Origin of the sequence: Rufibacter immobilis (genome assembly GCF_003721565.1) — a bacterium.
GTDB classification, from domain to species: domain Bacteria; phylum Bacteroidota; class Bacteroidia; order Cytophagales; family Hymenobacteraceae; genus Nibribacter; species Nibribacter immobilis.
Genome location: NZ_RJJE01000009.1, coordinates 512,750 through 538,492, shown reverse-complemented (window position 1 = coordinate 538,492; position 25,743 = coordinate 512,750). Strand labels below are relative to the sequence as shown.

At 49.8% G+C, this 25,743-nt stretch carries 17 protein-coding genes and 1 tRNA gene; 6 read left to right on the top strand and 12 right to left on the bottom strand.

Annotated elements, in window-relative coordinates:
* Nucleotides 1-160: 160 nt before the first annotated feature.
* On the bottom strand, nucleotides 161-673 hold the full coding sequence (locus tag EFA69_RS20425) for a VOC family protein (protein ID WP_221175702.1): 513 nt from the start codon (nucleotides 671-673) through the stop codon (nucleotides 161-163).
* A 1,413-nt stretch (nucleotides 674-2,086) separates the two neighbouring features.
* Between EFA69_RS20425 and EFA69_RS09460 the strand changes: the two genes are divergently transcribed.
* From EFA69_RS09460 to EFA69_RS09450, 3 genes are all read left to right on the top strand, one after another.
* Entirely contained in the window at nucleotides 2,087-3,991 is a 1,905-nt protein-coding gene (locus tag EFA69_RS09460; RefSeq protein WP_123132844.1) for an acyltransferase family protein, read from the top strand.
* 389 nt (nucleotides 3,992-4,380) lie between these two features.
* Nucleotides 4,381-4,704: an IS1 family transposase gene (locus EFA69_RS20695; protein WP_123132843.1), complete on the top strand. Its 324-nt coding sequence runs from the start codon at nucleotides 4,381-4,383 to the stop codon at nucleotides 4,702-4,704.
* A gap of 244 nt (nucleotides 4,705-4,948) precedes the next feature.
* A tRNA-Arg gene (locus EFA69_RS09450) sits at nucleotides 4,949-5,022 on the top strand.
* A 381-nt stretch (nucleotides 5,023-5,403) separates the two neighbouring features.
* Here the strand turns inward: EFA69_RS09450 and EFA69_RS09445 are convergent.
* The 9 genes from EFA69_RS09445 to EFA69_RS09405 all read right to left on the bottom strand — a co-directional run bounded on the left by EFA69_RS09445 (nucleotide 5,404) and on the right by EFA69_RS09405 (nucleotide 17,681).
* Nucleotides 5,404-6,354: an alpha/beta hydrolase gene (locus EFA69_RS09445; RefSeq protein WP_123132842.1), complete on the bottom strand. Its 951-nt coding sequence runs from the start codon at nucleotides 6,352-6,354 to the stop codon at nucleotides 5,404-5,406.
* 150 nt (nucleotides 6,355-6,504) lie between these two features.
* Nucleotides 6,505-8,265, bottom strand: a complete 1,761-nt coding sequence (locus EFA69_RS09440; RefSeq protein ID WP_221175701.1) for a glycoside hydrolase family 43 protein — start codon at nucleotides 8,263-8,265, stop codon at nucleotides 6,505-6,507.
* Between the two features lie 96 nt (nucleotides 8,266-8,361).
* Nucleotides 8,362-9,735: a glycoside hydrolase family 43 protein gene (locus EFA69_RS09435; RefSeq protein ID WP_245964532.1), complete on the bottom strand. Its 1,374-nt coding sequence runs from the start codon at nucleotides 9,733-9,735 to the stop codon at nucleotides 8,362-8,364.
* A 17-nt stretch (nucleotides 9,736-9,752) separates the two neighbouring features.
* Nucleotides 9,753-11,327 (bottom strand): glycoside hydrolase family 43 protein, encoded by a 1,575-nt coding sequence (locus EFA69_RS09430; RefSeq protein ID WP_123133439.1) that lies wholly within the window; start codon nucleotides 11,325-11,327, stop codon nucleotides 9,753-9,755.
* Between the two features lie 156 nt (nucleotides 11,328-11,483).
* Entirely contained in the window at nucleotides 11,484-12,335 is an 852-nt protein-coding gene (locus EFA69_RS09425) for a sialate O-acetylesterase (protein WP_123132840.1), read from the bottom strand.
* A 146-nt stretch (nucleotides 12,336-12,481) separates the two neighbouring features.
* Entirely contained in the window at nucleotides 12,482-14,428 is a 1,947-nt protein-coding gene (locus EFA69_RS09420; RefSeq protein WP_123133438.1) for a glycoside hydrolase family 97 protein, read from the bottom strand.
* A gap of 19 nt (nucleotides 14,429-14,447) precedes the next feature.
* On the bottom strand, nucleotides 14,448-15,590 hold the full coding sequence (locus tag EFA69_RS09415) for an endo-1,4-beta-xylanase (RefSeq protein WP_123132839.1): 1,143 nt from the start codon (nucleotides 15,588-15,590) through the stop codon (nucleotides 14,448-14,450).
* Nucleotides 15,591-15,761: 171 nt separating this feature from the next.
* Complete coding sequence (locus EFA69_RS09410; protein WP_123132838.1) at nucleotides 15,762-16,622, bottom strand: alpha/beta hydrolase; 861 nt, start codon at nucleotides 16,620-16,622, stop codon at nucleotides 15,762-15,764.
* Nucleotides 16,623-16,985: 363 nt separating this feature from the next.
* Nucleotides 16,986-17,681 carry a TVP38/TMEM64 family protein gene (locus EFA69_RS09405; RefSeq protein WP_123132837.1) on the bottom strand — a complete coding sequence of 232 codons (696 nt, stop codon included), beginning with the start codon at nucleotides 17,679-17,681 and terminating at the stop codon, nucleotides 16,986-16,988.
* Between the two features lie 127 nt (nucleotides 17,682-17,808).
* Here EFA69_RS09405 and EFA69_RS09400 point away from each other — a divergent pair, with 127 nt between their 5' ends.
* The 3 genes from EFA69_RS09400 (at nucleotide 17,809) to EFA69_RS09390 (ending at nucleotide 21,123) form a co-directional block, all read left to right on the top strand.
* Nucleotides 17,809-18,948 (top strand): cystathionine gamma-synthase, encoded by a 1,140-nt coding sequence (locus tag EFA69_RS09400; protein ID WP_123132836.1) that lies wholly within the window; start codon nucleotides 17,809-17,811, stop codon nucleotides 18,946-18,948.
* A 902-nt stretch (nucleotides 18,949-19,850) separates the two neighbouring features.
* Nucleotides 19,851-20,537 (top strand): hypothetical protein, encoded by a 687-nt coding sequence (locus EFA69_RS09395; protein ID WP_123132835.1) that lies wholly within the window; start codon nucleotides 19,851-19,853, stop codon nucleotides 20,535-20,537.
* Nucleotides 20,538-20,685: 148 nt separating this feature from the next.
* The gene (locus EFA69_RS09390) at nucleotides 20,686-21,123 is read left to right on the top strand and encodes a nuclear transport factor 2 family protein (RefSeq protein WP_123132834.1); all 438 of its coding nucleotides are present in this window, start codon (nucleotides 20,686-20,688) and stop codon (nucleotides 21,121-21,123) included.
* A 111-nt stretch (nucleotides 21,124-21,234) separates the two neighbouring features.
* On the opposite strand, the gene bglX is transcribed toward EFA69_RS09390, so the two are convergent.
* Nucleotides 21,235-23,508 (bottom strand): beta-glucosidase BglX, encoded by a 2,274-nt coding sequence (gene bglX, locus EFA69_RS09385; protein ID WP_123132833.1) that lies wholly within the window; start codon nucleotides 23,506-23,508, stop codon nucleotides 21,235-21,237.
* Between the two features lie 88 nt (nucleotides 23,509-23,596).
* Nucleotides 23,597-25,708, bottom strand: coding sequence for a family 16 glycosylhydrolase (locus EFA69_RS09380; RefSeq protein WP_123132832.1), 2,112 nt, complete (start codon nucleotides 25,706-25,708; stop codon nucleotides 23,597-23,599).
* Nucleotides 25,709-25,743: the final 35 nt, after the last annotated feature.

Genomic DNA, 25,743 nt, shown 5'->3' with positions numbered 1-25,743 from the left:
CAAATTGCGTTTAGGGGCTATTTTTTCAAAAATAGCCCCTAAACGCAATTTGAATCTTTATACTTTTAGTGGCTCCTCCCTCGCAGTCAGTATCTGTTCCAAAAGAACTGTCCTACAGACGTTGCTTCGTTTGCTGGTAGCTCTAGTTCAGAAGCCGGATTTACTCCTGCAAATTGTCTTTGCTTACTTTATGGGTGGTCTGGAAATCACCTTTGCGCCATTTGTTATTAGTCATGTCGGTGTTGATGATGTAGGCCCCCGTTTCAACATCCAGCACGATCACCCCGGTTTCACTGGTCTCTGCCTGAAATCTGCCTCCCTGTCCGGTAGTGCTGTTTTTGAAACTGAAAGCCATGATGATCAAGGCCGCGCTTAAAAAGCCAATCAGAAGTGATTTGATGTCTATCTGGTTTTTCATGTTGCAAAGAGTTGGTTGGAGTGATTGTTGAGAGCTGTTTAGGGCTATTCTTGGAAAAGTAGCCCCTAAACATAGTTGATTTAAGGTGAATTCTGGATTGTAAATGATCCCGATCAGGTTGCCCCAGGGATCTTTCACGGTGGAGGTCATTAACTCGCCGCCCACGTTGTAGGGCTTCTCATTTTCCGTGGCCCCTAACTGAATCAGTTCGCCATAGGTGCTTTGGATGTCTTCCACTCCCCAGTAGGTCACCACGCTTTCCGGCTTATCTGTTGTAGGCTTCTCTTCAGGTTACAGGCCAAGTTCATAGCTGGCAGTGTTGAATCCCACATAAAATGGCTGAATACCAGTCTTTAGCCTTCTGCATTTCTCCTGCTTGATAAATGGTGGTTCTTAAACCCAGAAACGTTGACTTCTGCATACTGTTCTATCAATTTGATGTAATTTCTTGTTTGGGGCAACTTTTTGAAAAATCAGCCCCTAAACATATTTCAGTTCTCATGCCGTTCTTCCCTCTGCCATACATGCGAGAAGAAGAATGAAAGAGAATAGAGCTATCCCCAACATCAGCGAGTTATGTGCTTCAGGTATGAGAAATAGCAGAAACTCCAGCCACAGCTATCGGTTATAATAGTGGTGTTCAGCTTACTGCTTGAGAAAAGTCTGAGTTATTTTACTTCTACATTCAGCAAGTACTTCATAAAGGTGAGATATACTTTCGTGAATAATTAAATGCATCATCAGTTCTCCAAAAACCTGTATGTTGGAGAAAGGTATATTGATGATGATACAAAATATACATAAGCAGGAAATTTCTCTATCGATAAGTAGAAATTAGAAAAGTTTTAGAGAACGAAGCCAGAATTAGATCCTCTCCTCAGATTTGTTTTTAGGTTCTCAAGTCATCCAGTTTTATTGCTCGCTAATTTCTAATTGTCTAACTGGGTTAATTTTCTATGATAAGTCTTTTTTAAATGCTTGTTCCATTCAATCCTTTTTAAGAAAATATCTGTCACAGAAGCGGTATAATTGACGGTTGAAGGGGTTAGAGATTTGATCAGTTTCCTTTATAGGAAAATATGCTTGGCTTGCAGTTGGTGCATTTACAATGAGTGCCGGTTCAACAAACTAGATAGTGAGCTATGCGGGGATAAATACGATTTTTATTGTATTTATTAGTTGAATTATAAAATAAGTATTATGACTTTTTAAATAGGTAGATAAATAAAGTATATAGGAGTGAAATCTGATGGTTTAATATCGAAAGGCTTTATGAGTTGTTTTAAGGTAATTTCAGGGCTTTACAAAAAAATAACATTTAAATTCTCATTGCTAAGTACTAAGATCTGCTAAGGTGTGAGGAAAATTAAGGCAATACTTATCGATTCCTGTTTCAGAAAAGAAAAGTTGACCTTAAAATAAGTTTTGATGTGGTGAACAATATGCAGCCGAGCACAAAGCTGTTTATGATCCAAAGTGTGGAGTTATCTGCTTAAAGAGGTTCATTATTTGGTTTAACTTTAACTATAGGAGCTTTCAAGTGGAGTGTCTGTTTGTTGAGGGATTGTATTATTTCATTGTTATTAGGGTGTGTTTGCTAGAGTAGCTTTTGTTTAAATATTTATATAATTATTATATATTGCGAGAGTTTTCAGGATTGCTATAGTGATGATTGCAAAAAATTCTACTAGGTTAAATAACCACCCGCACATTAAGAAACCTTCTTCAAAGTTTAGGTCAGATATCAATGCCTTGAGAGCTTTGGCTATTAGTGGAGTACTCTTCTTTCACTTCAAAGTAGGATGGCTAAAGGGAGGATTTGCCGGAGTAGATGTTTTCTTCGTAATCTCTGGGTATCTGATGAGTAAAATTGTAGTTAGTGCCATCAAACGAGGGGAGTTCTCCTATTGGGACTACCTAAGTAAAAGGATAAAAAGAATTGTCCCTGCGCTGCTGTCGCTTGTGTTAACCGTTTCTTTGGTTGGTTTTTTCTTGTATTTTCCAGAAGACTTCAAGTTAAATCAAAAAAATGCCGCAGCTAGTGTTCTTTTTTTGTCTAATATTCTTTATTGGCAAAATTCAGGTTATTTTGACCCATCCTCAGATACTAATATTTTTCTCCATACTTGGTCTCTTTCTGTTGAGTGGCAGTTTTACCTTCTTTACCCTCTCTTCTTAGTTTTGCTTAACAGGATAGTGAACAAGAAGATATATGTTTTTCATTTTGTAAGTATGACTTTTGTGCTCGTAGTTGGATCTATGATCTTTACTGTGATAGATCCAACTGCCTCTTTCTATCTGTTGCCTACCAGAGCTTGGGAAATGCTTTTCGGCGGGATCGCCTTTTTTTCTGAAGGACTCATCTCAAATGAAAGAGTACGGAAAGTTTTAGCCGCGTTAGGCTACGGCGCCATACTTGGTTGTTTTCTGTTTCTAGACGAAGCACTTCCGTGGCCAGGACCATATACTGCTATTCCAGTTGTTGCCACTTTTTTGGTAATTGTCGCTAACCACGATGGTTTCAAGGCTGTAAACCATTATAGTATACAATTTATAGGGAAGATATCTTATTCTCTTTACCTGTGGCATTGGCCTATCTATGTGGTTGGACAATACTATGGGGTAGGGATAAATATGGGCGCGGTATTGCTCTTCACGCTGACATCCTTCGTAATGGGATATCTTTCTTATTTATATATAGAGAGTGGCAACTTCAGAAGCAGTGGAACCATTGCTGTAGGTGGGGTATCTCTGTTTGTTGCTACGGCCTTCCTTAGTTATATGGATACAAACCATTTCCTGTTCAAGGATACAACATTAGCAATCCAAAATTACAAGAAGACACATAAGAAGGAACAGATAAAACAATTTAACAGAGAAGAATGCCACATCTCTAAGATAGAAGACTTCAATAAAGATCAATGCCTTTGTCTAGTAGAAGGGAAGAAGAACATTTTGATGATTGGCGATAGCCACATGGCTCAGCTGTCTCAGTCCCTAAAGGAGGAGCTGGCAGATGATAATATCAATCTGATGCAAGCCACAGCTTCAGCTACTTTGCCTACCCTGAAGTCTTATGAGGGTAAAAAAATAGAGCTCAGGAAACTGATGGATTATACATTTCTTGATTTCATTCCAAAAAACGCAAAAAAAATAGACGGTGTAATTGTTTCAGCTCATTGGGCTAGGAATAGCAAAACTAATCCTAATAATTTATTACTTGGGCTGGAGGAGATAATGGAATACTTAAAGCAATACGAGGTGAAATATATCATAATTGGGCAAACGGAGAGTTATAGAATGCCATATACTATGATAGCTGCTAGGGATTTTGAGCAAGGTACTCAGCAAGCTCCTAACTATTTAGATAAATATCCTTTTCAAGTGGATGAGTACCTGAGTAAGAACATTGGCCCAAACTACGTAAAAGTCATCAATACTACGCACTTTCCACCCCTATCATCTGCTGGGGTACCATATATGTATGATGAAGACCATGTGACCAAATATGGAGCTGACCTATTGGTAGAAAAAATTATGCAGAATACTGTCGCTCAAGAATTTTTTTATTAAATTTTTTGGTAGTGGTTTAGAAAGTATGATGGGATAAAAGTTGGCAGCAGAGTGTTCAAGATGATGGAATGTTCGAAGTCCTCATCAAAATAAACTGTCCCCACTGCCAGAGCAGTAAGGTAGTAAAAGACGGGAAGGAACGGTGCTCAGAGCCTGCTATTCCACTGCTGCAGGAAGCAGTTCCAGGCCACTTACCAGTACAGAGGCGCTAAACCCGGCCACCAAGCAGCTTATATTGCGGCTTTTGGGGCGGAACAACGGCGTCAGGGACATCGAGACGCCGCTGGGGGTAAGCAGGAAGTGCAGCAGGACAACTTGTGCCGGCAAGGTGGCTAACTTAGCATAGCACCAGCGCGGCGGTACTACAATTCGGTGCAGATAGACGAGGTCTGGAGCTTCTTGGGCAGGCGCAGGAAAGGGAAGTACTGGCTTTTGTATGCCTACTGCTCAGAAAGCTGGAGGGAGTGGAAATCGGAGAGTACTGCGCCGACCATTGGGAAGCCTTCGCCCAGATGATACCAGCAGGGAGGCACAGGGTGTGCAAGGCTTATGCAAAAGATATAGAGGGAGTAAATACCTATTTGAGAGCCAGGAACAGGAGGCTGGTCAGGAAAACAACCTGCTTCTCCAATAAGAAGGAAATCCATGATGCGAGCTCGATCCTAATGTTCAACTATCGGAACAACCAAAAAACAAAGCATCATACATTGTAAACCACTGCCAAAAAAGTTTTAGAAGTGAGGCAAGTTGAGAATCACATCCAGATCCAGCTAAAAAATGAAGCAGATCGATGTATTATATAGAGGATGCCGTGTGTGGTGACGCACAAAGTGTAAAATTAACTACCTGATGTTAAGGTGGTAAGAGTTGGTGTGTGCTTTTTTGTTAAAAATCTTTGCAGAGGTACTTGCGTATAAAGAATGAAGTATCTACCTTTGCAACACTAAATCAAACAACGGTCACGTAGCTCAACTGGATAGAGCATCTGACTACGAATCAGAAGGTTTGGGGTTCGACTCCCTACGCGACCACACAAAACGGCTTCTACAACATGTAGAAGCCGTTTTTGTTTTTAAAGCCAATAGGTGCATCCCTGCCAATCCTGAACAGAAGCAACGCTATTTATTTACTCCTTGATTAAAGGGGATGCTTAAACTGATATCGTCTCTGATTGCCAAAAGCACCGGCAACAACGGTATTTCATGAATATATTTATCTATTATAAGATCAAGTATTCAAGAAGAACCCCATTCTTGGTTCATCAAACGGTAGATTCGTTTGATCTAAACTAAAACCTGAGCGTTAAAGTAAGAAGGGCTATTCTTAAGAGAATAGCCCTTCTTACTTTTTAAAATCAATGAACTGATTTTCCGTTCACTCAAAGTTGTACTTTTAAATCAGATACCCTCTAGCTACTTGCCAGACTTGGGGGTGACAAATTTGTTCACGTTCAACCAGTGCATGAAAGCATCAAACCAACGGTTGCTGGTTCTGTCAGGGTTGCCGAGGCCGAAACCGTGGCCGCCGTTCTGGTAGAGATGAAACTCCACCGGGATACCCGCCTTATACCAGGAATCAATCACTCCAAACTGACCACGGAAGAGAAAGTCATCGGTGGCGATGACGTTGAACATGGGTGGGGCGTTCTTCGGTACTTCCACCGGGCCCATACCTCCATAGATAGGTCCAATAAAAGCCAGTTTCATAGTCTTGGAGTTGAGGGTTGCATGCATGGTCAGGCCTGCTCCAGCCGAGAAACCAATCATGCCTATTCTGCCCGTATCTACTCCCCATTCCTTCGCTCTCTTAAGGATCAGGGCATAAGCAGCCTCTGCATCCTCCAACTGGTTTGAAAGATCCAATTGAGGCGGTCGGGGCGGAGTGGTGCTTTGCGTTGTGTTGGACGAGGCAGCTGGGGAAGTCCGGGGTTGCTCCATCCATGCCTTGAAGTCGTCAAGTGACTCCGGGGTGGGATGGAGGCGGTACTTTAACACAAAAGCGGCGATGCCCTGGTCTGCAAGGGCCTTCGCAACCTCCCAGCCCTCGTTGTCCATGGAGAGCCACCGGAATCCGCCACCCGGCGCCACAATCACGGCAGTGCCATTCGCCTTACCCGGGGCAGGCAAAAAAGGGGTGAGGGTTGCAGAAGAGATATTTCGGGCCATAGGATCACCCCACTGTCGGAACCAGGTTTCCGGGGCCTTCTGGCCATCTACCCCGCCCGTACCAAGAGGAATGGCTTTGGGCTCGGCTGGGGCTTTGAGCGGATAGATGGTGCCATCTTGTGCCAGTACTGGGGCAGCAAAAATAAGGAAGCAGGCAAAAAGCCAGGCTTTAGCTACGTTGATTGGTATATAAGTCATATAAATGATGGATAGGTAAGGGTTAACTATTTAATACATTTATGCAATTTCTGATATGCGAACAAAGGAGTTCCGCCTATATTCCTGACAGCTGACAATTGCCAAGAGCCTTATCACCGTGGAAGTGGTTATAGGAGCCAGTTAGGAGCTTTATTGGGGCAACGCATCGTTTGCCGAAGTGGCGTACAGCCCAATTAAGGTGCCCGTGAAACCTCCTGCTACGTTGGTGGAGAGAATATCTCCCGAAACAGGACCGCCCAGATCTACAAAGTCTTTCCCGTTTGTTGAATAGCTAAACTGGTAGGCATCTCCTTCGGCCTTAACCCGAAGTTGAATTGGCTTCTTAACCTCTACCTTTTGGCTGGCGATCACTTTGGAGGCTCCTTTCTCGGTCTTTTCCAGCACCAGATAGGCATCTTTGCCTTTTAGGGTTAGGCCAAAAACGTAGTTGAATTTCTCGCTTTGTACTAACGTAATACCCGCCAAATCCTTTTCTGATGCCGGCTTGTAATCAAGCGTGGTGGTATAAGAGAAACTGTTGTGCTGCTGACGGAGGAAGAGCGTTGAAGTAGGCTTAAGCTCCTTGATGTTTGCCGGAAACGGATTAATCTGTAAACCTTTCTTGGTTGTAGAAATAAACGCCTCACGCGGGCCTCTTAACCCTACCCACCGGTAGTCAAGCTTTTTAGAAGTAAAGTTATCCCTGAAGGTGAAGTTGCCATTGGGGAAGAAGCCGTCTTTCCCGGTTTTGTTTACCACACCTTTGGGCATTTGCAGCTTCGGCTCCATAGGCACTAGTCCATTAATGAAAATAGGAAACTCACCAGACCAATCAACCGGCAAGATAAAAGTCTCACGCCCAATGTTTACCCTGTTATTTTCATTTGGACGGATGGCTAGGAACACGCCATAGTATTTGTTATCAGGACCTAGCACTAAATCGGCGTGGCCGGCCCAGTCTACTTTGTTTGCCCGGTTGGGGTTCAAACTTCTTTGCGACAGGATAGGGTTATTAGGAGCCGGAGTAAAGGGCCCCATAGGAGAATCGCTTACGAACACTACTTCGCTGTGATTTCCACCCGTGCCACCCTCGGCACACATCAGGTAATAGCGTCCGTTTTTCTTGTAGATATGGGGGGCTTCAATCCAGATAGGTTTTTTCGCGAGGTCCACTCCGCCGTTTACTATAATCTTGTCGGTTCCGGCAATGACCTGGTCCTTGGCAAGATCATATTCCCATACCTTGATCACGCGGTGCCCTTCGTACAGTTCTTTGCCTTTGTCTGGGGCATCGTTGTGGACCACATAGGCTTTCCCGTTATCATCAAAGAACATAGAAGGATCTATTCCGCTGAAATTCAGCTTGTAGGGCTCACTCCAGCCTTTGGCCGGGTCCTTGGATTTCACCACAATGTTCCCTGCTCCTCCGGCAAAGGCCGTCACAATCATGTAGAACGTGTCATTGTTGGGATTGTACTCTATGTCTGGGGCATACACACCGGCGCTGATAGGCGTGTCATGCACATCCAGCTGCGAAACGCGTTCTAACGCGTGCCCAATCTGCGTCCAGTTCACCAAATCTTTAGAATGGAAAACAGGTACCCCAGGGAAAATAGCGAAAGTGGAAGCTACCAGGTAGTAATCATTGCCTTTGCGGGTGATAGCGGGATCTGGATAGGCCCCCTGCAAAATGGGATTATAGAATTCACCCTCCTTTAACGGATGGTCTTTGTACACCTTGTCGCTTCCTTCATAGACAGAATTGGAAAACACTGGCGCGTTTTTAGCACCTTTTTTCAAATTCTGGCTGTTTCCAGTTAGAGTCAAAAATGAAAAAAAGGCCATAAAAACGCTGAGTACTGCCGCCCGCCTGTTTCTCCAGGGAGCAAATCCAAATTTTGATTTCTTCATCTTAAAATATTAGCTGTTTATTTGCTGTTTGAGTCCCGCTACTTCTCCTGAATCAGAAGCGCTGGGAGTTTATTTAGATGCCCTGTTCAATAATGATTATTCTGAAAATCTCCAGTAGTCGAAAAACAGGATGTTGCTGGCTGCTTTTCCTTTGAAGACAAAATAGACATCGTGGACGCCGGTGACTTTTTTAACATCGGTTGATACCAAAGCCCATCTGTCATTCCCGCCGGTGAGCGGCACGTTCAAGGTACCTATCAACTCGCCTTCCACACTTCCCAACCTGATTTCCATGGTCACATTGCCATTGTGGGTGGTACCAAGCCGGGCCGTCAATTTGGAGGCTCCGGTTTTCCTGAAGTCCACGTCTTTTACTTTGGTGTAAGCCCCATTCCGCTGGGCTGTCACGAATACGCCAACCTTTTCATTCTGCCCAGATTTCACCCCTTCAGACCAGGCCATGGTCTCTGCCTCGTTCTTCACAAATGGATTTATTGGGGCTAGACCTTTGGTAATGCCCTTCGTCATTTTCAGGGGTTGTATGGTGCCGTCTTTTTTGAAGGCCACTTCTTCCACCGCAACGGAGCGGGTAAAACCGCCGCCGCCCGGCAAGGCTCCGTTGTGATAGAAGAAATAAGTCTTCCCTTTGAAGTCAATGATGCCCGGGTGATTGGTAAAACTGCCGCCTTCGGTTGGCATTAACACACCCTGGTATTTCCAGGGGCCGGTAGGGCTGGAACTGGTGGAATAGCCAATGTGCTCTGGAATGGGGCCTGCGGCGAATAGCAGATAATACAATCCTTTGCGTTTGTAGAGCCAGGGGCCTTCCTCGTAGGTGGTGGGCCTCTCTGGGTTGCCTTCGCGCTTGCCAAACGATTCTACCGTGTTGGGCACCTTCACGACTTCTCCCTGGTAAGAAATCATGTCCTCGTTCAGTTTGACGTAGTAGCAGTTAGGGTTGCCCCAGTACAGATAGGCCTGCCCATCGTCATCTATGAACACATTAGGGTCAATGTCACCCACACCGCTTTGGACCAAGGGCTTGTCCAAAGGATCTGTAAACGGCCCGTACGGACTGTTGGCAACCGCTACCCCAATGGCTCCTTTGTTATCCTTGGTGGTGACGGGAACATACATGTAGAATTTACCTCCCCGCTCAATGCATTGCGGGGCCCACGCATTTATTTTGGCCCAACTGAAATCTGAGTAGGACAGAATGGTGCCGTGATCAGTCCAGTTCACCATGTCCTCAGTGGTATACAACTTCCAGTCATTCATGGTAAACCAGGTAGACTCGTCTTCATCGTGGCTGGTATACAGGTACAGTTTATCTTTATACACCATAGGTGCCGGGTCAGCGGTGTAGGCGGTCTGGACAATTGGGTTTTGTGCCTGCATTTCTGAAGATGCAAACCACATCAGCAGAAGAAAGCAACCTGTAAACTTGACCATGCGGTTGAATATTTTCATATTATCAGCTTGAAAAATTAATTACCCGGGGCGGTGATTCGGTCCTCTATCCGGAAGTAATCGAAATCTACCTGACCGCCCGGCGTTTTGGTGGCGTAGTTGAACAACCCGAAACGGTAGCCCATAAAGTGCGGGAGGGTATAAACCATTTTCAGCGGTGAGCCGATTTTCTTCCAAGTCTTTCCGTCCAAGCTGTAGAAGAAATTCGCCTCGTCTTTCCGCTCCTTGAAATCACATTCCGCCTTTAAATACACATTGTTTTGTTGCAGAGGAATGCGCCCCACTTCCTCCGGTCTTCCGGATTGAGCATTGACCATGACAATGAATTTGGCCCCGTTTTCAAATTTCACCCCCACTAAACCATACCGTTGCTGCAACAAGGCCAGGCCGGCAAAATCACCGTCCTTCATCCTGGACACATCCAGGAGCGTGGCGCCGGCGCTCTCCGGCCCGATGGTGCGTTGGGTAAGCGTGTTCCGAGCCAGCAGGAAGGATGTATCCACTCTGCCGGTGGTCAGCCGCAGGAAGCCTTTCCGTTCCGTCACAGACCAGAGTTGGTTATCTGGATTATGGTTCCACTGCCACACCAAAGGCAAGGCCGCCTCGCCCTTCTTGCGGGTGAACTCATCTGACGCCACAATACCCGGCATGAGGCCTTTGCTGGCGGGCAGGTTCAGCTTATCGGGCACTTTACCGTCAATCCCTAAAACGGGCCAGCCGTCTTCCCATTTCACCGGCACCAGGTATGGGATGCGCCCAACCGCGCCATAGTCCCGGAACAGGTAGGCGTACCAGTCACCATTGGGAGTGTCAATCAAGCCGCCCTGCGCCACGCCTTTGTCCTGCAAAGCCAAGCGGCCTTCATAGGGACCCGTGATTTTGTCTGCGCGGTTCACAACCACCGTCCGCATGCCGTCTTTGGGCCATGTGATGTTGAAGAGGTAATACTTGCCGTTCACCTTGAAAAGCTGGGAACCCTCGGCTTGCAGGTTGATAGTAGACCCGGCAGGCGCACTCGCGTTCTCAATCAGCACCCGGTCCGTGCCTGGCTTTGGGCCGGAAAGGTCTGTTTGTAATTCCACCATTCTCAACTTGCCGGCACCGTAAATCAGGTACACCCGTCCGTCTTCCTCAAAGAACAAGGTATGGTCATGGTAGGAAGGAGGAAAGGAAATTGCTTTCCAGGGGCCTTTCTCAATGTCTTTGGTGGTGTACACATGCGTTTTGCCAGTGGTTTGTGCAAAGGTGGTCACGTAGAAAGTGCCGTTGTGGTGCCTCAGGCTGCTGGCCCATGAGCCTCTTCCGTAGGTGCTTTTCCCGTTGGTGAACGTTAATTCATCTACATTTGCCAGCGTGTCATAGGCGTAGTTAACCAGCTTCCAGTTTACCAGGTCTTTTGACTTCATGATGGGCACGCCCGGGCTCATGTGCATGGTGGTGCTGCTCATGTAATAGGTGTCACCAACCCGTATGATGGCGATGTCAGGCACATCGGCGTGAATGATGGGGTTCTTGGCCCCTTGGCCGACTGCAGGCAACGCCAGGCAGAGATAAACCAGGGCAAGGAAACCTAGTTGGGAAAGGTTCTTCATCATAAAATCCACGTTCTCTTTTAAGAAGATAGAGCAGCCAGTAGCTTACCCCGTTGGGTGCAGACGCTTCTTCGTTTTTACTAAATCCAGCCGCTATTCTGTTGCTCTGGCATTCGTTATAATAGGGGCTGCTACCTTCCTTTTTAACCGGTTTTGTTATTCAGCCTTGATGTTCTTATAACCCAGCAAAGACAGCATTTTGGCCCCGTATCTCCTTCCCAGCTTTCGGTACCCTTCAGCGGAGAAATGCAGTTGGTCGGCCACGGCCGGGCAACCTTCCGAAGAAATAATATGAGCATTAGGTATTACCTGAGGCAGCTTGGCGATGATGGCGTTCATGCTGGCGCATTTACCTCCTTGCTCCTTACTCACCATTTCGCCGGCCAGCAAGGGCACTTTTTTTGGATTGAGGTTCAGGTCTTTTACCAGGTTGTCGTACACGCCTTTCACTTTGGTAGGCCAGGTTTCATCACCGGTGTTGGACTCGCCTTGGTGCATTAAAATACCTTTGATGACGCCGTCTTTCTGGGCCAGTTTGGCCATTTCCACCAGTCGGCCGTAGGGGTTCTTGTCATAGGGTACCAGCGCCGCCGTCATCCAGTCGGGGGCGCTGGCCACGTAAGACTGATACGTGCCTTTCTCAAACAGCTCAATTTTGCAGCCGCCAACAGCCACATTGATCACACCTACTTTGATTCTGTCTGGCAGGGTGGCCAGCAAGGTGCGACCAAAGTAATCGGCGGGAGTAAGACCGGTGTTGCATCTTGCCAAGGGCGGCGTAGCCGGATACCATTCGCCTTTTTTCCTTCCCAGGTTGGGGCAATCCACCGCTTCCAGGACTTTAAACCGGTTGTTGGCGGTGGTGTCCTGCGGCTCAAATCTGGCATGGCCCTCCATGTTGGATTGCCCGAAGCACAGGAAAATATAGAAATTTGGGTCTTGGGCAAAGGCCGCCGTGTGCAGCCAAAACAAGACAGCTAGGAGGGAAAAACTTCTTTTATAGCTCATATGATTAATGATAAGTTTTCAATCAAATAATGTCTCTCCAAAGTTTGGAATACTGCCTCACAGTAATTTAAAACTTACCCCAAACCTAGTCTGTTTTAAGGCCGTTTTCAGAAAAACAGGCCCTAAACGCAAAGCAAATTTTTCTATTACTTGCCCACTACCACAATGCCTCCCTGCGGCTGAATGGTGACTTTAAGCTCGCCGTTTTTGGCTACTTTCACTTTTTTTGTGTAGCTGCTGCCGTCTTGGTTATCGCCGTAGAAAATGACCTCTTTCCCGGAAAACATAGGCAAACTTAGTTTCAGGTTCACGGGCTCCGCCTGGGCATTGACGCCGGCCACGTACCAGTTGGCTCCGTGCTGCCGGGCCAGTACACTGTACTTGCCGGGATAGCCATCCAGAAAGCGGGTATCGTCCCAGGTAGTGGGTACCTGTTTCATGAAATCAATCGCGAAGGCGGGAGCGTCTTGCAGGTTGTTGGGCGCGAGCGCGAAAAACTGCACCGGGTTCTGGAACAGTACCGAGGTCGCCAATTGGAACGCATCGGTGGTTTTGCGGTAATTTCCGCCATTGTTGGTGCGGTTGTAGCGCTTGTTCAAGACCACGCCGCCAAACTCCATGCTACCCACGGCGTTCCGGATGAAAGGGTGTAAGGTGGCACTGAAGGCCTCCCGGTCGTTAGAATGCTGGCTGAACATCAGGTTCTCAGAAGCCAGTACGGCTTCACTGCCCACGTAATTGGGGAACATGCGCTCCCAGCCTCTGGGCAGCGTGGCCCCGTGGAAAACCACCATCAACCCATAATCATTCGCATCCGAGAGGATGTCTTCATAGAGCCGCATGGTTTCCTGCTTGTCTCCGCCAAAGAAATCGACTTTAATGCCTTTCACCCCGTTCTGTTTCATCCACTGCATTTCCTTTTTGCGGGCAATGGCGGTATTCATTTTGTTCAAGGGCGTCTGGGGGGCGTCATTGACGGTTCCGTTGGAGTTGTACCACAAAAAGACGCCTACATTTTTAGAGGCCGCGTACCTGATAAGCTCCTCCATGCGCGGGTACCCAATATTCTTATCCCAAAGCGCGTCAATGAGAATAAACTGGTAGCCTAGCTGCGCCGCCAGATCAATATACGTGACCTGATCCTCGTATTTCATGCTTTGGTCCTGCCACATGATCCAGCTCCAGGTTCCTTTGCCGTAGGCGTATTTGATGGAAGGTTCATACAGCGGCTCTACTACATCATAAGGGATGGTAGTCTCCACAATGGGCTTCAGGCCCTTGCCTACTGTAATGGTGCGCCACGGCGTTGTGCCCGGCACGCCGATGGCGGCCCCGGTGCTGCCAAATCCGTTGTTCTCCGTGATATCTGGGAACGCGATGGTGTACGTACCGTCTGCCGTGGGATCATTGAGGTGGGAACCGCAGTAAAGGCCTCTCACGCCAGTCTCGGAGATAAGCGCCCAATGCGAGCCAACTCTGAAAAGCCCCGGAAACGTGTACCCCAACCCGTGCGCCGATTTGGCGGCGATGTCCTGCTCTACCTGATAGCCCTCCTCATAGCTGGGTTTGGTTCTGGCAAAACCAACCATGGATTTAGACTGCGGCGTTAAAAAGCCTTTGGCCTGTTGCGGGAAATTGAAACCAGTCATTTCCTGCTCCACCACCAGCGCCCGAGGGTCGCCTTGTTCGGGGAGTTGGTACCGGAAGGCGATGTCATTGTTGCTTACCCTGAACACTACCTGCAGCACCTTTTTGTCTTTGTTCACAAACGTACATTCCAGCTCATTGGCCTGGTAGTGCACCTGCGACCGTTTGATTTTCTCCTGGCTATAGGTCTGGTCAATCTTGCTTTGCTTGCTGCCTTCCAGCGTCAGGTTACTGGAAAAATCAATCAGATTGGTTTTCAAGCCCAGCGGCGAGTTCTCCAGAATGGATTCCCCGGCGTAGCTGACCCGGTACTGCGGTTGGCCGTTCTGCAAAAGTACCTCTACCTGAAGCCGACCGTCTGGACTCTGCACGGTAGTGTTTTGCGCCTGCGTTAAGAAGGGAATGCACATCAATAAATAAAGGAATAGCGGAAATGTACTTTTCATTTTTTTGAAACGCATAAGCTTATTGTTGGGCAGCCTGAATGATGGACTTCACCACGGCCTTGGGCTTGTATTCTCGGTCAAAAAGCAACGGATAATCGGTTCGGCCGCGTACTGGCCAGCCGTTGCGCCAGGAGTCTTTATCGCTCACGCCCCACAAAGTCACGCGGGAAATTTTGTCCTGATGCTTCAAAAAGAGCTTGAAGAAATCTAAGTACCGCACATTGAAAGCCTGGCTCACCGAATCTGGCAACCCGTTCGGGTAAGGGTTCATCTTCTGCTGGTACTCGAAATTAGCCGATACCTCGGCGCCTATGTTTCCGCCGGGCGAAGGCAATACCGTCAGGTCCAGTTCCGTGACCATCACTTTGACGCCCAGACCAGAAAAAGCCAGGATGCTGTTCTCAAAATCTTCTAAGGTGGGGTACGTCAACCCGATGTGGCCCTGCATGCCAATTCCGTCAATCTTAACTCCCTGTTGCTGCAGTTCTTTCACCATTTCCACCACGCCCGCTCTTTTCTTGGGCATGGACATGGAGTAATCATTGTAGTACAACTCTGCCTTGGGGTCAGCCTCGCGCGCAAACTGGAAAGCCAACTTGATGAAATCTTTCCCTATGATTTGGTAGAACTTGCTTTTGCGCCAGGTGCCGTCGTCCAGAATGGCTTCGTTCACCATATCCCAGGTATGCACCCGGCCTTTGTACCGGCCTACCACCGTGTAGATGTGGGTTTTCATGCGCTGGATTAATACCTCCCGCGACACGTCCCTGCCCAGGCTGTCGGTGAAGAACCACCGGGGTGCCTGCGAGTGCCAGATGAGCGTGTGCCCGTTGATGAGCATGTTGTTCTCCTCCCCAAACCTGACGAATTGGTCGGGCAGGTCAAAGTTGAACTGCCCCTCACGGGGCTGGACCAGCCCGCTTTTCATACAATTCTCGGCCACAATGGCGTTGAAGTGCGTTTTCACCACCTGCACCGCCGCCGCATCTTTCCCCGTAATCTGCTGCGCGTTGAGTGCCGTGCCAATATGGAATTTACCTTTGAACGCCTCTTTCAGCGTCAACTCGCTGGTATCGGGTTGGGCAGTTCTACAGGCTGCACTCAAAAGCACAACTCCAAGAAAGGCGCCCCTTACCAAGCTATACATCGGTTTCTTATTCATTTCCTTTGTTAGTTTTATTCAGTTGCTTTGGGCGCTATTATAGCTTGTGTTTAGGGGCTGTTTTTCAGAAAAAGGGCCCTAAACACAGTTCTACATGGAGAGCAATCACCAGATAAAAATCTTTGTCTTAGAGAGGCAAAAAACTTCCACCTGCCTCCTGAAAGGCTGACATTATTTAGTGTTTTTAGCTGCTTTACCGGGTTTGAACAAGAGCTGCGAGAACATGTACAGATCATTTTTCCAGACGTTGAAGTCATGCCCGCCTGGCTCTAGGTAGTACACGTGCGGCACCCCATGCTGCTCCAGATACTCATGGGTGCGTTGGGTGATGTTCAGTAGGTTGTCTTCCACACCGCAGGAAAGCCAAAGCAATTGCAGCTTTCCTTTGTCCTGCGCCGGATGGGGGAACAGTTCCGCTGGCGTTTTCGTGTTGGGGGCCGATGAGAATCCGCCTACCCAGGCAAACGTGTCCAGGTTCTTCAACCCGAAATTCAAAGACTGTCCGCCTCCCATAGATAACCCGGCTAGGGCGCGCCGCTTCCGGTCTTTGTCTACGGCGTAAGATTTCTCCACGAAGGGAATCAGGTTCTCCAGTAAATCTTTCTCAAAGGCCGCGAAGGCCTGCACTTTGAGGCTGTCAAAGATGTTGCCCACGGGCCGGTCGTCTTTCATGGCCCGGCCGTTGGGCAGCACGACAATCATGGGTTCCAGTTTGCCTTCGGCATAGAGATTGTCCAGGATGATGTGGGGTTGGCCGTTGCGCAGCCATTCAAATTCATCGCCGCCAATGCCGTGCAATAGGTACAGGACCGGGTATTTCTTTTTCTTGGTATAGCCTGGAGGCGTGTAAACCAAGGCTTTCCGGATGGTGCCCAGTTGTTTAGCCGTGTAAGCCACCGTGTCTAGCTTCCCATGCGGAATCTCTGGCCGAGGCTTATCAAACCCGGCAGGGGCTACCTGTACCTTTTCCTGCGCCCAGGAAGTGGTAATGAACAGCGATAGGGTGAGGACGGTTACTAAAAGCTTTCTCATACTTTGATCTTAGAACTCACAATACTTGTTACAGGCAAATAATTATGGAAGATGTTACGTGGCCAAGGCCGTGAAATCTGTACTCAAATCATGGTTGCAATGCTGGGTCTACTTCAATTTCTACCCCCTCTAACAAACCGCTGTTATACTCCTGCTACAGGGACTTAGATAAGTGTAAAAATGACTATTATTTTTTCGCAAACAAAATATCACCGCATTAATCACCAAAATTAGCAGACTACTTAGAGGGCCGCCTGTAGAGGTGTTGCGTTAGCCTTTTGTGAATAGAAACAACAAGAAGAACAGGAATTTATGGTTACTAAATCAGCAGAATAGGGGTTCTGCCCCTTGGGTGACCTTACTTTATTTGCTGCGGTGCAAGGCTTTTTTGATGGCGCGGTTCAGGAGTACGTACAGTCCGCCCAGTGAAATCACCACCAAAGCGCCCAAGAGAAGTTTGCCGGAAGTACCCGCGTTAGGGTCTTGCAGAAGTGCCAGCAGATCCTGCGCTTGGGTGCCTACCCCAAAGAAGAAGAGCGTGCGCGGCAGCATGCCCACCATACTGGCAACCAGAAAACGTCCTCGGGGCACCCGCACCAAAGACAGCACGAAGGTCATGAACGCGAAGGGCAGCACCGGTGAGATGCGCGTGAGCACAATCAGGCTCCAACTGTGTTCCCGCAATTCATCTATCACGCCCTCGGCCTTGGGGAACTGGTGCAGGAAGTTGGTCATCTTGCCGTGGTCAATAAGGCGGGCCACCGCGTAGCCAATTAATGCCGCCACCCCGTAAGAAGCCACCACCCCCGGAAAAGCCACCCAACCAAACAGAAAGCCGGTGGCCAGCGCCACAAAGGTGGTGGGCGTGAGCGCGAAGGCCATGGTGAGCGAGACTACCACAAAATACAGCACCATGCCGCCCACCGTGAGCGATTGCAGGAACCCTTGGTTTTGATAGAGCCAGAACGCCAGCCCCGAGCTCGCCAGCACGGGCACCACCACCAGTAAAAGCGAGTATAAAAGCGTTCCGGAGTTCTGTTGCAGCAGTTTTTTCCACATAGCGAGGGGCCAATATCGGGTATTTTTACAGATTTACGGCTAAACGGGCGGAAAGGCTGCCGTTCCGTTGGTTGGAAACTTGAGGCCAATTTCTCTAACTTGCACGCCTACTACCGTATAAGACACTATGAAATTCGGAACCAAAACCATACACGCAGGGGTAGAGCCAGACCCTACCACGGGCGCCATCATGACGCCTATCTACCAGACCTCCACCTATGTGCAGCGCTCGCCCGGCGACCACAAAGGTTATGAATATTCCCGCACCCACAACCCCACCCGCACCGCCTTGCAGAATGCCCTGGCCGCGCTGGAGAACGGGAACCACGGCCTATGCTTCGCCTCCGGCATGGCCGCCACCGACTGCATCATCAAAATGCTGAAGCCCGGCGATGAGGTCATTGCCACCAATGACCTGTACGGCGGCACCTACCGCATCTTCACCAAGGTGTTCCAGAACTACGGCATCAAGTTCCAGTTTGTGCCCATGGGTGATATCAGCAGCATTGAGCAGTATGTGACGGAGAACACCAAAATGGTGTGGGTAGAGACGCCCACCAACCCGCTGCTCAACATCATTGACATCAAAGGCGCCGCCGAGATTTGCAAACGCCGCAACCTGCTGCTGGTGGTGGACAACACCTTCTCCACACCGTATCTGCAGACCCCGCTTGATCTGGGGGCCGATATTGTCATGCACTCGCTCACCAAGTACATGGCCGGTCACTCAGACGTGGTCATGGGTGCCATTGTAGTGAAAGACCAGGAATTGGCCGACCAGCTGGCGTTCCTCCAGAATGCCTGCGGCGGAACCCCGGGTCCGCAGGACTGCTTTCTGGTGCTGCGCGGCATTAAGACCCTGCACATTAGAATGCAGCGCCACTGCGAGAACGGCAAGGCCGTGGCTGAATACCTGCGCCAGCACCCCAAAGTGGAGAAAGTGTTCTGGCCGGGCTTCGAGAGTCATCCCAACCACCAGATCGCCCAAGAGCAGATGCGCGATTTTGGCGGCATGATTTCCTTCGTACTGAAAGGCGACAAGCAGGAAGACGCTATTCAGGTGCTGGAGAAACTGAAGTATTTCGCATTGGCTGAGTCGCTGGGGGGCGTGGAATCCCTCTGCGGACACCCCGCCACCATGACCCACGCCAGCATTCCGCAGGTAGAGCGCTTGAAAGGCGGCCTGTCTGATTCCTTGATCCGTTTGAGTGTGGGCATTGAAGACGTGGAAGACCTCATCGCTGATCTGGAACAAGCGATAGGATAACCTTCGGCTATTGCTAATCACCATTATTCAACTCCCTGCCGGCACCACGCCGGGAGGGAGTTTGCGTTTAGGGGCTGTTTTTCGGGAAACAGCCCCTAAACGCAATTTGGCAATTGCCTTATATGCTGCGGCTACACCTAGAACGGCGGGTAGTCTGGTTTTTTCTGTATTCCGGAAAAAGAGCCGCTAAACGCACGTTGGTGCAAGCGGTCGAAGGTTAAAGCAAGTCCTGAGTCTAGAGTATAGTTTTGGCTTAATTTGGGAAAAAGAGGCCCTAAACAGTAGAACCCACCCCTACCCCTCCAAGGAGGGGAATTATCTGCTAGAGTGGTGGAATTGCTTAAGAAGCCCGTGCAAGCAGTAAATCTTCTGCCGACTCTACGCCTATATCACTTCCCATCATTGCCGCATCCTCCGCGTTTAATCGGAATTCCCCTCCTTGGTGGGGTAGGGGTGGGTTTACTCCTGCTGAACTTCCGGCTCAACCTGCAACTACTTCTATTAAACGCACCTATTCCAGTCTTTCCCTAGAGCGCCTCGCTTGTGGCCAAAGTAAAGCAGTAGCTAAGAGAAAACGGCATCGGCTTGGCCACAAGGGCAGTGCGAGAGGGGAAGACGGGGCCCCGCGGCCGTGAGCGCTTACCAGAAAAGATGGAATAGTAAAGTTTATGAACCACGCGGCAAGCGGTTATTCCAAGGCATCAGCCAAAGGCAAACCTTCTACACTCCGTTTAGCGGCTCTTTTTCCAAAAACTCCTCCAAAACGCATTTCTTATAAGCACCAGATAACCTTCTAAAATACTACTTCGTTTCTATACTTGAAGCAGAGAATGAGTTCTTGCCTTCTCAGAATTCAATCTGTGCCTTGAAGAAATAGCGAATGGAAAGGAGCGAACTGTATTATGGTATTAGCCAATTGCCGTGCCCAATTCACCGCCACCGACTTTGATTTTGTGGCGAACGTACTGTCAAAACAGGCCAACCAGCACATAAGCCTGATAGAGCTGCTCAGTGACCCCGAGTGCCGCGACGAGATGCTGGACCACGAGGCCCTGCCCCAGGCGCTGCTCTCCCGTGAAGGGCAGGTGGCAGTATCGCAGCAGCTTTATTTCTATGTGCTTACCCGTACGGTGCTGCGCCGGCAGGGCATAGAAGACCGCGAGCTAGCCGACTATATAGCCGCCCTGCTCTGGCAATTCTCCACCACCCAGCGCATGCAGTCGCCGCATGAGAAACTGCCGCACCGGTTTCAGTACATCGCAGACATGCTGGCGGCGCTGTCATCGGCCTCGGCCGCGGAGGCTTTCCTCATCAGGGTGCACATTGGCAATTACGCTTTGTTCCTCTCCGGCATGTTCCACGCCTGGATTGAGCGCCGGCAGCAGCGGGGCGCGCCGGATTCTTCGTTCTATGAACAGGTAGGCAAATCCAGCTTCCGGACGGCGGCCACGCACAAGCTGGCTTACCAGTTGGAACTGGCGCAAGTGTACGGTCAATTGGCCGAAGGTTTCCGGGATGCCCGCCTGGCCCTGAACGAGCTGGCCCAAACCGTCTGGAAACCCAATGACGCGCCGCCGTTCTCGCTATAGCCGGTTTGGTTTTGCCTGGATTTCAGAAAAAGAGCCCCTAAACGGGAATGACAGAACGAATAGATGTTTTGGGAAATTCTAGGAAGAAGATTAAGACAGAAACAGTAGATTTAGCAGGAGTAAGTTTCTGCACTAATCTTTAACCTTCATGATGCAACGCCGTTCCTTTTTTATCATTTGCCTGCTCTTGCTAACGCTTACAAGAGGGGTGAACGCCCAAAGCAAACCCGAGGCCCAGGTGGCCGCCGCGGTAGAAACATTTAAGAACGCACTTATCTCCGGTGAGCGGAAAGCGCTGGAAGCCATAGTGGCAGACGGGCTAAGCTATGGGCATTCCAGCGGAAAAGTGGAGGACAAAGCTACGTTCATAAAAACCTTGGTCAGCGGGAAGTCTGATTTTGTGAGCATTGACCTCACGCACCAGACCATACAAGTCACTGGCAAGACCGCCCTCGTGCGGCACCAACTCTCCGGCACCACCAATGACAACGGCAACCCCGGCACAGTGAAACTGGGAATTCTACTGGTGTGGCAGAAACAGCGCGGCCAATGGAAATTACTGGCCCGGCAGGCGTATAAGCTGTAGAATTTAATGAGATGTAAGAAATCGGCCCTAAATACCCACTCAAGCTGCCGGCGTTTAGGGCCGATTTTACCAAAAAGAGCCTCTAAACGCAAGAGGTTGTTTCCCGTTTTTCTAAATAGAAGTAAGGGTGAAAGGCAGCGTTTGCACATCACGTGAATTGCCGCCCACCATCACTTTAAAATCTCCCGGCTCTGCCCCGAAGGTCATGTCCTGGCGCCAGAAAGAAAGATCTTCCTTGTTCAGGGTGAAGGTCACGGTTTTCTTCTCGCCAGGGGCGAAGGAGAGCTTCTGGAACTTCTTGAGTTGTTTCATGGGGCGGGCGGTGCTGCCCACTAAATCCTGGATGTACAGCTGCACCACTTCCTCGCCAGCTACTTTGCCCGTGTTGGTTACTTCTACCGTTACCGTCAGGTTCTCATTGCCCGTGATGTTGCTCTTGTTCAAGGTGGGTTTGCCGTAGGCGAAGGTGGTGTAGCTCAAACCGTAGCCAAAGGGATACAACGCGGTATTGGGCACATCGCGGTACCGCGACTTGTACACGCGCTCGCTGCCCGGTTCAGAATGATCGCCTTCATACATGCGGCCGGTGTTTTTGATGTTGTAATACAGGGGCAGCTGCCCCACGTGGCGCGGGAACGAAAGCGGCAGTTTGCCGGCGGGGTTGTACTCGCCAAACAATACGCTGGCCACGGCGTTGCCCGCCTCAGAACCCAAAGACCAGGTGGCCAGAATAGTGGGGATGTTCTGGTCCAGCCAGGTTAATTCCAAGGCGCGGCCGCTGCTCACTAGGGCTACAATGGGTTTGCCTGTTTTATGGATTTCCTTTACCAGATCCAGCTGCACACCGGGCAGGCCTATGTCGGCGCGGGAGGCGCCTTCCCCGTTCATCACGGCGCTTTCGCCAATGGCCATGATCACCACATCGGCGTTGCGGGCGGCGGCTACGGCCTCCGCGAACAGCGCGGTAGAGTTGCTGTAGAGTTCGCAGCCCTGGGCATAAGTCACCTGGGCGCCTTTGGCGTATTTCTGAATGCCCTCCAGAAAAGACACCGGGTGCTGCTCCTCCCCGAAGAACGACCAGGTACCGTTCATGTCTGCTTTACTGTTGCCCAGCGGACCAATCACAGCAATCTTCTTGGTGCCCGACGTAAGCGGTAACACGTTGCCCTGGTTTTTGAGCAACACAATAGATTTGCGCGCCATGTCAAAGGCGGCGGCCAGGTTCTCTTTGCTTCTGATCTCTTTTTTCTCGCGCTTGGTGTCTGAGTACAGGTACGGGTTGTCAAACAGGCCCAGCTTGAACTTGAGCCACAGCACCCGCCGCACCGATTCATCCAGGATTTTCTGGTCCAGCTTCCCGCTACGCACCAGTTCCGGCACAAATTTGAGGTAAGCCTCGCCCATCATGTCCACATCGGTTCCCGCGCGCAAGGCTTGTTCGGCGGCTTGGGCGTGGTCTTTGGAGTAGCCGTGGTTCACCATCTCGGTGATGTTCTGCCAGTCTGAGATCACGGCCCCGGTAAAGCCCCATTCTTTTCTCAGGATCTGCTGCATGGTGAACATGTTGCCCGTGGCTGGAACGCCGTTCAGTTCATTAAACGCCGACATCAAAGTAGCAGAACCCGCATCTAAGGCTGCTTTGAACGGCGGCAGATAGACATCGCGGAGCAGGTACTCAGACATATCAGTGGTATTGTAATCACGCCCGGCTTCGGCAGCGCCGTAGGCTACAAAGTGCTTTACGCAAGCCGCCATGGTTCTGGGATCAGCTAAGTCTTTGCCCTGAAAACCTTTCACGCGGGCAGCCGCAATCAAAGAACCCAAGTAGGTGTCTTCACCGGCGCCCTCGGCGGTACGGCCCCAGCGCGAATCACGGCTAATATCTACCATGGGCGCGAAGGTAAGGTTGATGCCGCCGGCTGTAGATTCAATGGCCGCCACCCGTGATCCGTTCTCAATAGCCGCCAAGTCCCAGCTGGCAGATTCGCCCAAGGGAATGGGGAACACCGTTTTGAACCCGTGGATGATATCAGCGCCAATCAAGAGCGGAATCCCCAACCTTGACTCTTTCACGGCCAGTCTCTGCAGTTTGCCAATGTACTCGGCCCCGTGGATGTTGAAGATGCCCGTGATCTGGCCTTTCTTGATGCCCTCGTTGAACTTGTCTGACTGCGACGTGCGTACGGTGGGACCGGTGTTGAACAGATCGCCCACCACAAAGTTGAGCTGGCCCACTTTTTCCTCCAGGGTCATTTTGGCCAGCAGGTCTTCAATGCGTTTTTCTATGGGTACTTTCTGGATTGGCTTAGAGGGAGGATTGGTGAAGGAGGTAAAAAAGAAAAGGGTAAACGCAAGTACTGAAAGGGTGACGGTAAATCTTTTCATGAGGTTGACATTTGGTACATAGATGAAAATACTATCCCTGTTTCTCCCGCAAAGGAGAAAGAGTAGGAGAGGGCAAGGGTTCTAGTGACTAAGGGAGGCGTTGCAAGAAGATCCGTTTTACCAGCAGAGCGTCTTCCGTCTGGATGTGGCAAAAGTAAAGCCCTTCCGCTAATGCGACGGCTGGTTGCACTTCAGCGGTGTTCTTTGCCACCTTCTGAAAAGAAACCAGCAGCGGCACTTCCTGCCCGGTTGTACTGAACAGGCGCAGTGATTTTACCTTGTATTGTGCCGGGTAGGAAACGGTGAACTTTTGCTGGGCCGGGTTTGGATACACTAAAAACTGTCGTTCCAGCCATTCTTCCTGCGCTGCGCTCAGAACGCCCGCAACAGTGGCGCTATTGGAGTAGTCAGAAACGCCAGCTGCATTATAGCTCTGCACTTTGTAGAAGCTTTCGCGGGTACCCGCTACATCTGTAAAGGTGATAGCATTGGCTGGTAAAGCAGCGATTTCTACATAGGTGCCCTTGAATTGAGAACTCCGGAAAACTTTAAAGCCTTCTTCATTGCCGGAGCGGTCTTGCCAGTCTATTTTAACGCCAGAAGCCGCCATGGAGGCGGCGGCATGGGAGGCTCTGTTGGGAGTGGCCGGTATGGCCTTGAGTACACTCAGGTGGTCCAGCCAAAGAGAGTCCTGACCCGGTTTCCCAAACAGGCCATAATTGATGAGTATCCTGATCTTATTGATAGATGCCGGGTCTACTTTTCCGGCTCCGGTTCCAAAGGCCTCTTTGAAATCAAAGTAGTAGGTGTAAAACTCCCCATCATCTATTAACGGCGACAGAGTGAACACCTGATTGCCGCCGGTGAGGTTACCGGCGGCATCTAATAGGTCTAATCGTAAGGCTACGGTTTTGCTTCTGTTCAGGGTTTTCACAGCGGCCGCCAACACAGGGTACTCCGTCATGTCCAATGGGTTTTCCAGGGTATAGACAATATTGGGCAAATTGGCAGGGGCTGTGATGTTGTACTTTATTCTAAGTGCATCCTGCGCCTGACTCATGTCAAAGGTGCCGCCAGTGGGGGTGAGACGATCTGCCGGGAACGGGGAAAACCCTTCAATAAGATAAGAAGAGCCAGATGGCACCGCTTTGGTTTTCACCTCCATGGTTTTGCTGTACGTTTGGCCGTTGTGCTGCATCTCTACCTTTACCTGCCCAGAGTTGGAGCCCCAGTTAATGATTACCTCAGGGGAATTATGGCCGTCTACCACGGTAGCGCCCGCTGGTAAGGTCCAGGTGTAGGTGGCGTTGGCCAGGCGGCTGGCTTTAAACGTGAGGTTCTGAGCCAACGGTTTCACCAGCGTGGGGCCTGTGAGCTTCAGGTCCTGGAACTGCTGATACACCCGCACATAGTCTACTTCCATTCGGGTATTGGTAAGCGACGGATCAACCCCGTTCTTCTGGCCATTGGTCTCCAGAGTGGGTTCGCTGCCCATGTTACCCCCCACGGCAATGTTCATGATAAGGAATTGGTCTTCCGTAAAAGGCCAGGTTCTGGCGTCTCTAACGGCTGGGGCGTAAGTGTAGTAAAGCGTGTTGTCTACATAGAACTTAATGTCCTTGTCTGTCCACTCTGCCGCGTACACGTGGAACGCGGTAGTGGCGTCTGGTACCTGGGTGGAACCTACATTCTGGGTGTTCCCATAACTGGAAGGAGTGTGCAGGGCAGCCTGTACCTTACCCGGCAGCCGGTCTATGTATTCCATTACGTCTACTTCGCCGCAGGCAGGCCAGCCTTTGGTGGTGATACTTTCGCCCAGCATCCATAGAGCGGGCCAGGTGCCAACGCCCGGGGCAAGTTTTGCTCTGAACTCTACCCGCCCATAAGTGAAGTTGAATTTGCCCTGTGTTTTCACACGTGCCGAGGTCCAGCTTCCGTTTTGTTTGAGGGCTTCAATGATCAGATTGCCGTTAGATTGGCGCACATTCGCCTGCTGGTTAGTATACGTTTGCAACTCTCTGTTGCCCCAACCATTGTCGCCGGTGCCTAGGTCAAAGCCCCACCACTGTGGGTCAATGGCGCCGTTCCCGTTAAACTCATCGCTCCAGACCAGTTCATTGAACTTGCCATTCTGCGCCAGTGTGCCAAAGGACACTAGAAGGCTAAGGCACATGAATGCCAGATATTTTACTTTTTGCATTTTAAAGGAGATTTAGGAAAAATAGCCCTAAACAG

Bases quoted from the DNA above. Each gene is read 5' to 3' on its own strand.
- EFA69_RS09400 (WP_123132836.1), top strand. From the start codon at position 17,809: ATGAAATTCGGAACCAAAACCATACACGCAGGGGTAGAGCCAGACCCT.
- EFA69_RS09425 (WP_123132840.1), bottom strand. From the start codon at position 12,335: ATGAGCTATAAAAGAAGTTTTTCCCTCCTAGCTGTCTTGTTTTGGCTG.
- EFA69_RS09420 (WP_123133438.1), bottom strand. From the start codon at position 14,428: ATGAAAAGTACATTTCCGCTATTCCTTTATTTATTGATGTGCATTCCC.
- EFA69_RS09410 (WP_123132838.1), bottom strand. From the start codon at position 16,622: ATGAGAAAGCTTTTAGTAACCGTCCTCACCCTATCGCTGTTCATTACC.
- EFA69_RS09395 (WP_123132835.1), top strand. From the start codon at position 19,851: ATGGTATTAGCCAATTGCCGTGCCCAATTCACCGCCACCGACTTTGAT.
- EFA69_RS09380 (WP_123132832.1), bottom strand. From the start codon at position 25,708: ATGCAAAAAGTAAAATATCTGGCATTCATGTGCCTTAGCCTTCTAGTG.
- EFA69_RS09445 (WP_123132842.1), bottom strand. From the start codon at position 6,354: ATGACTTATATACCAATCAACGTAGCTAAAGCCTGGCTTTTTGCCTGC.
- EFA69_RS09390 (WP_123132834.1), top strand. From the start codon at position 20,686: ATGATGCAACGCCGTTCCTTTTTTATCATTTGCCTGCTCTTGCTAACG.
- EFA69_RS09415 (WP_123132839.1), bottom strand. From the start codon at position 15,590: ATGAATAAGAAACCGATGTATAGCTTGGTAAGGGGCGCCTTTCTTGGA.
- bglX (WP_123132833.1), bottom strand. From the start codon at position 23,508: ATGAAAAGATTTACCGTCACCCTTTCAGTACTTGCGTTTACCCTTTTC.
- EFA69_RS09440 (WP_221175701.1), bottom strand. From the start codon at position 8,265: ATGAAGAAATCAAAATTTGGATTTGCTCCCTGGAGAAACAGGCGGGCG.
- EFA69_RS09405 (WP_123132837.1), bottom strand. From the start codon at position 17,681: ATGTGGAAAAAACTGCTGCAACAGAACTCCGGAACGCTTTTATACTCG.
- EFA69_RS09430 (WP_123133439.1), bottom strand. From the start codon at position 11,327: ATGAAGAACCTTTCCCAACTAGGTTTCCTTGCCCTGGTTTATCTCTGC.
- EFA69_RS09460 (WP_123132844.1), top strand. From the start codon at position 2,087: ATGATTGCAAAAAATTCTACTAGGTTAAATAACCACCCGCACATTAAG.
- EFA69_RS09435 (WP_245964532.1), bottom strand. From the start codon at position 9,735: ATGAAAATATTCAACCGCATGGTCAAGTTTACAGGTTGCTTTCTTCTG.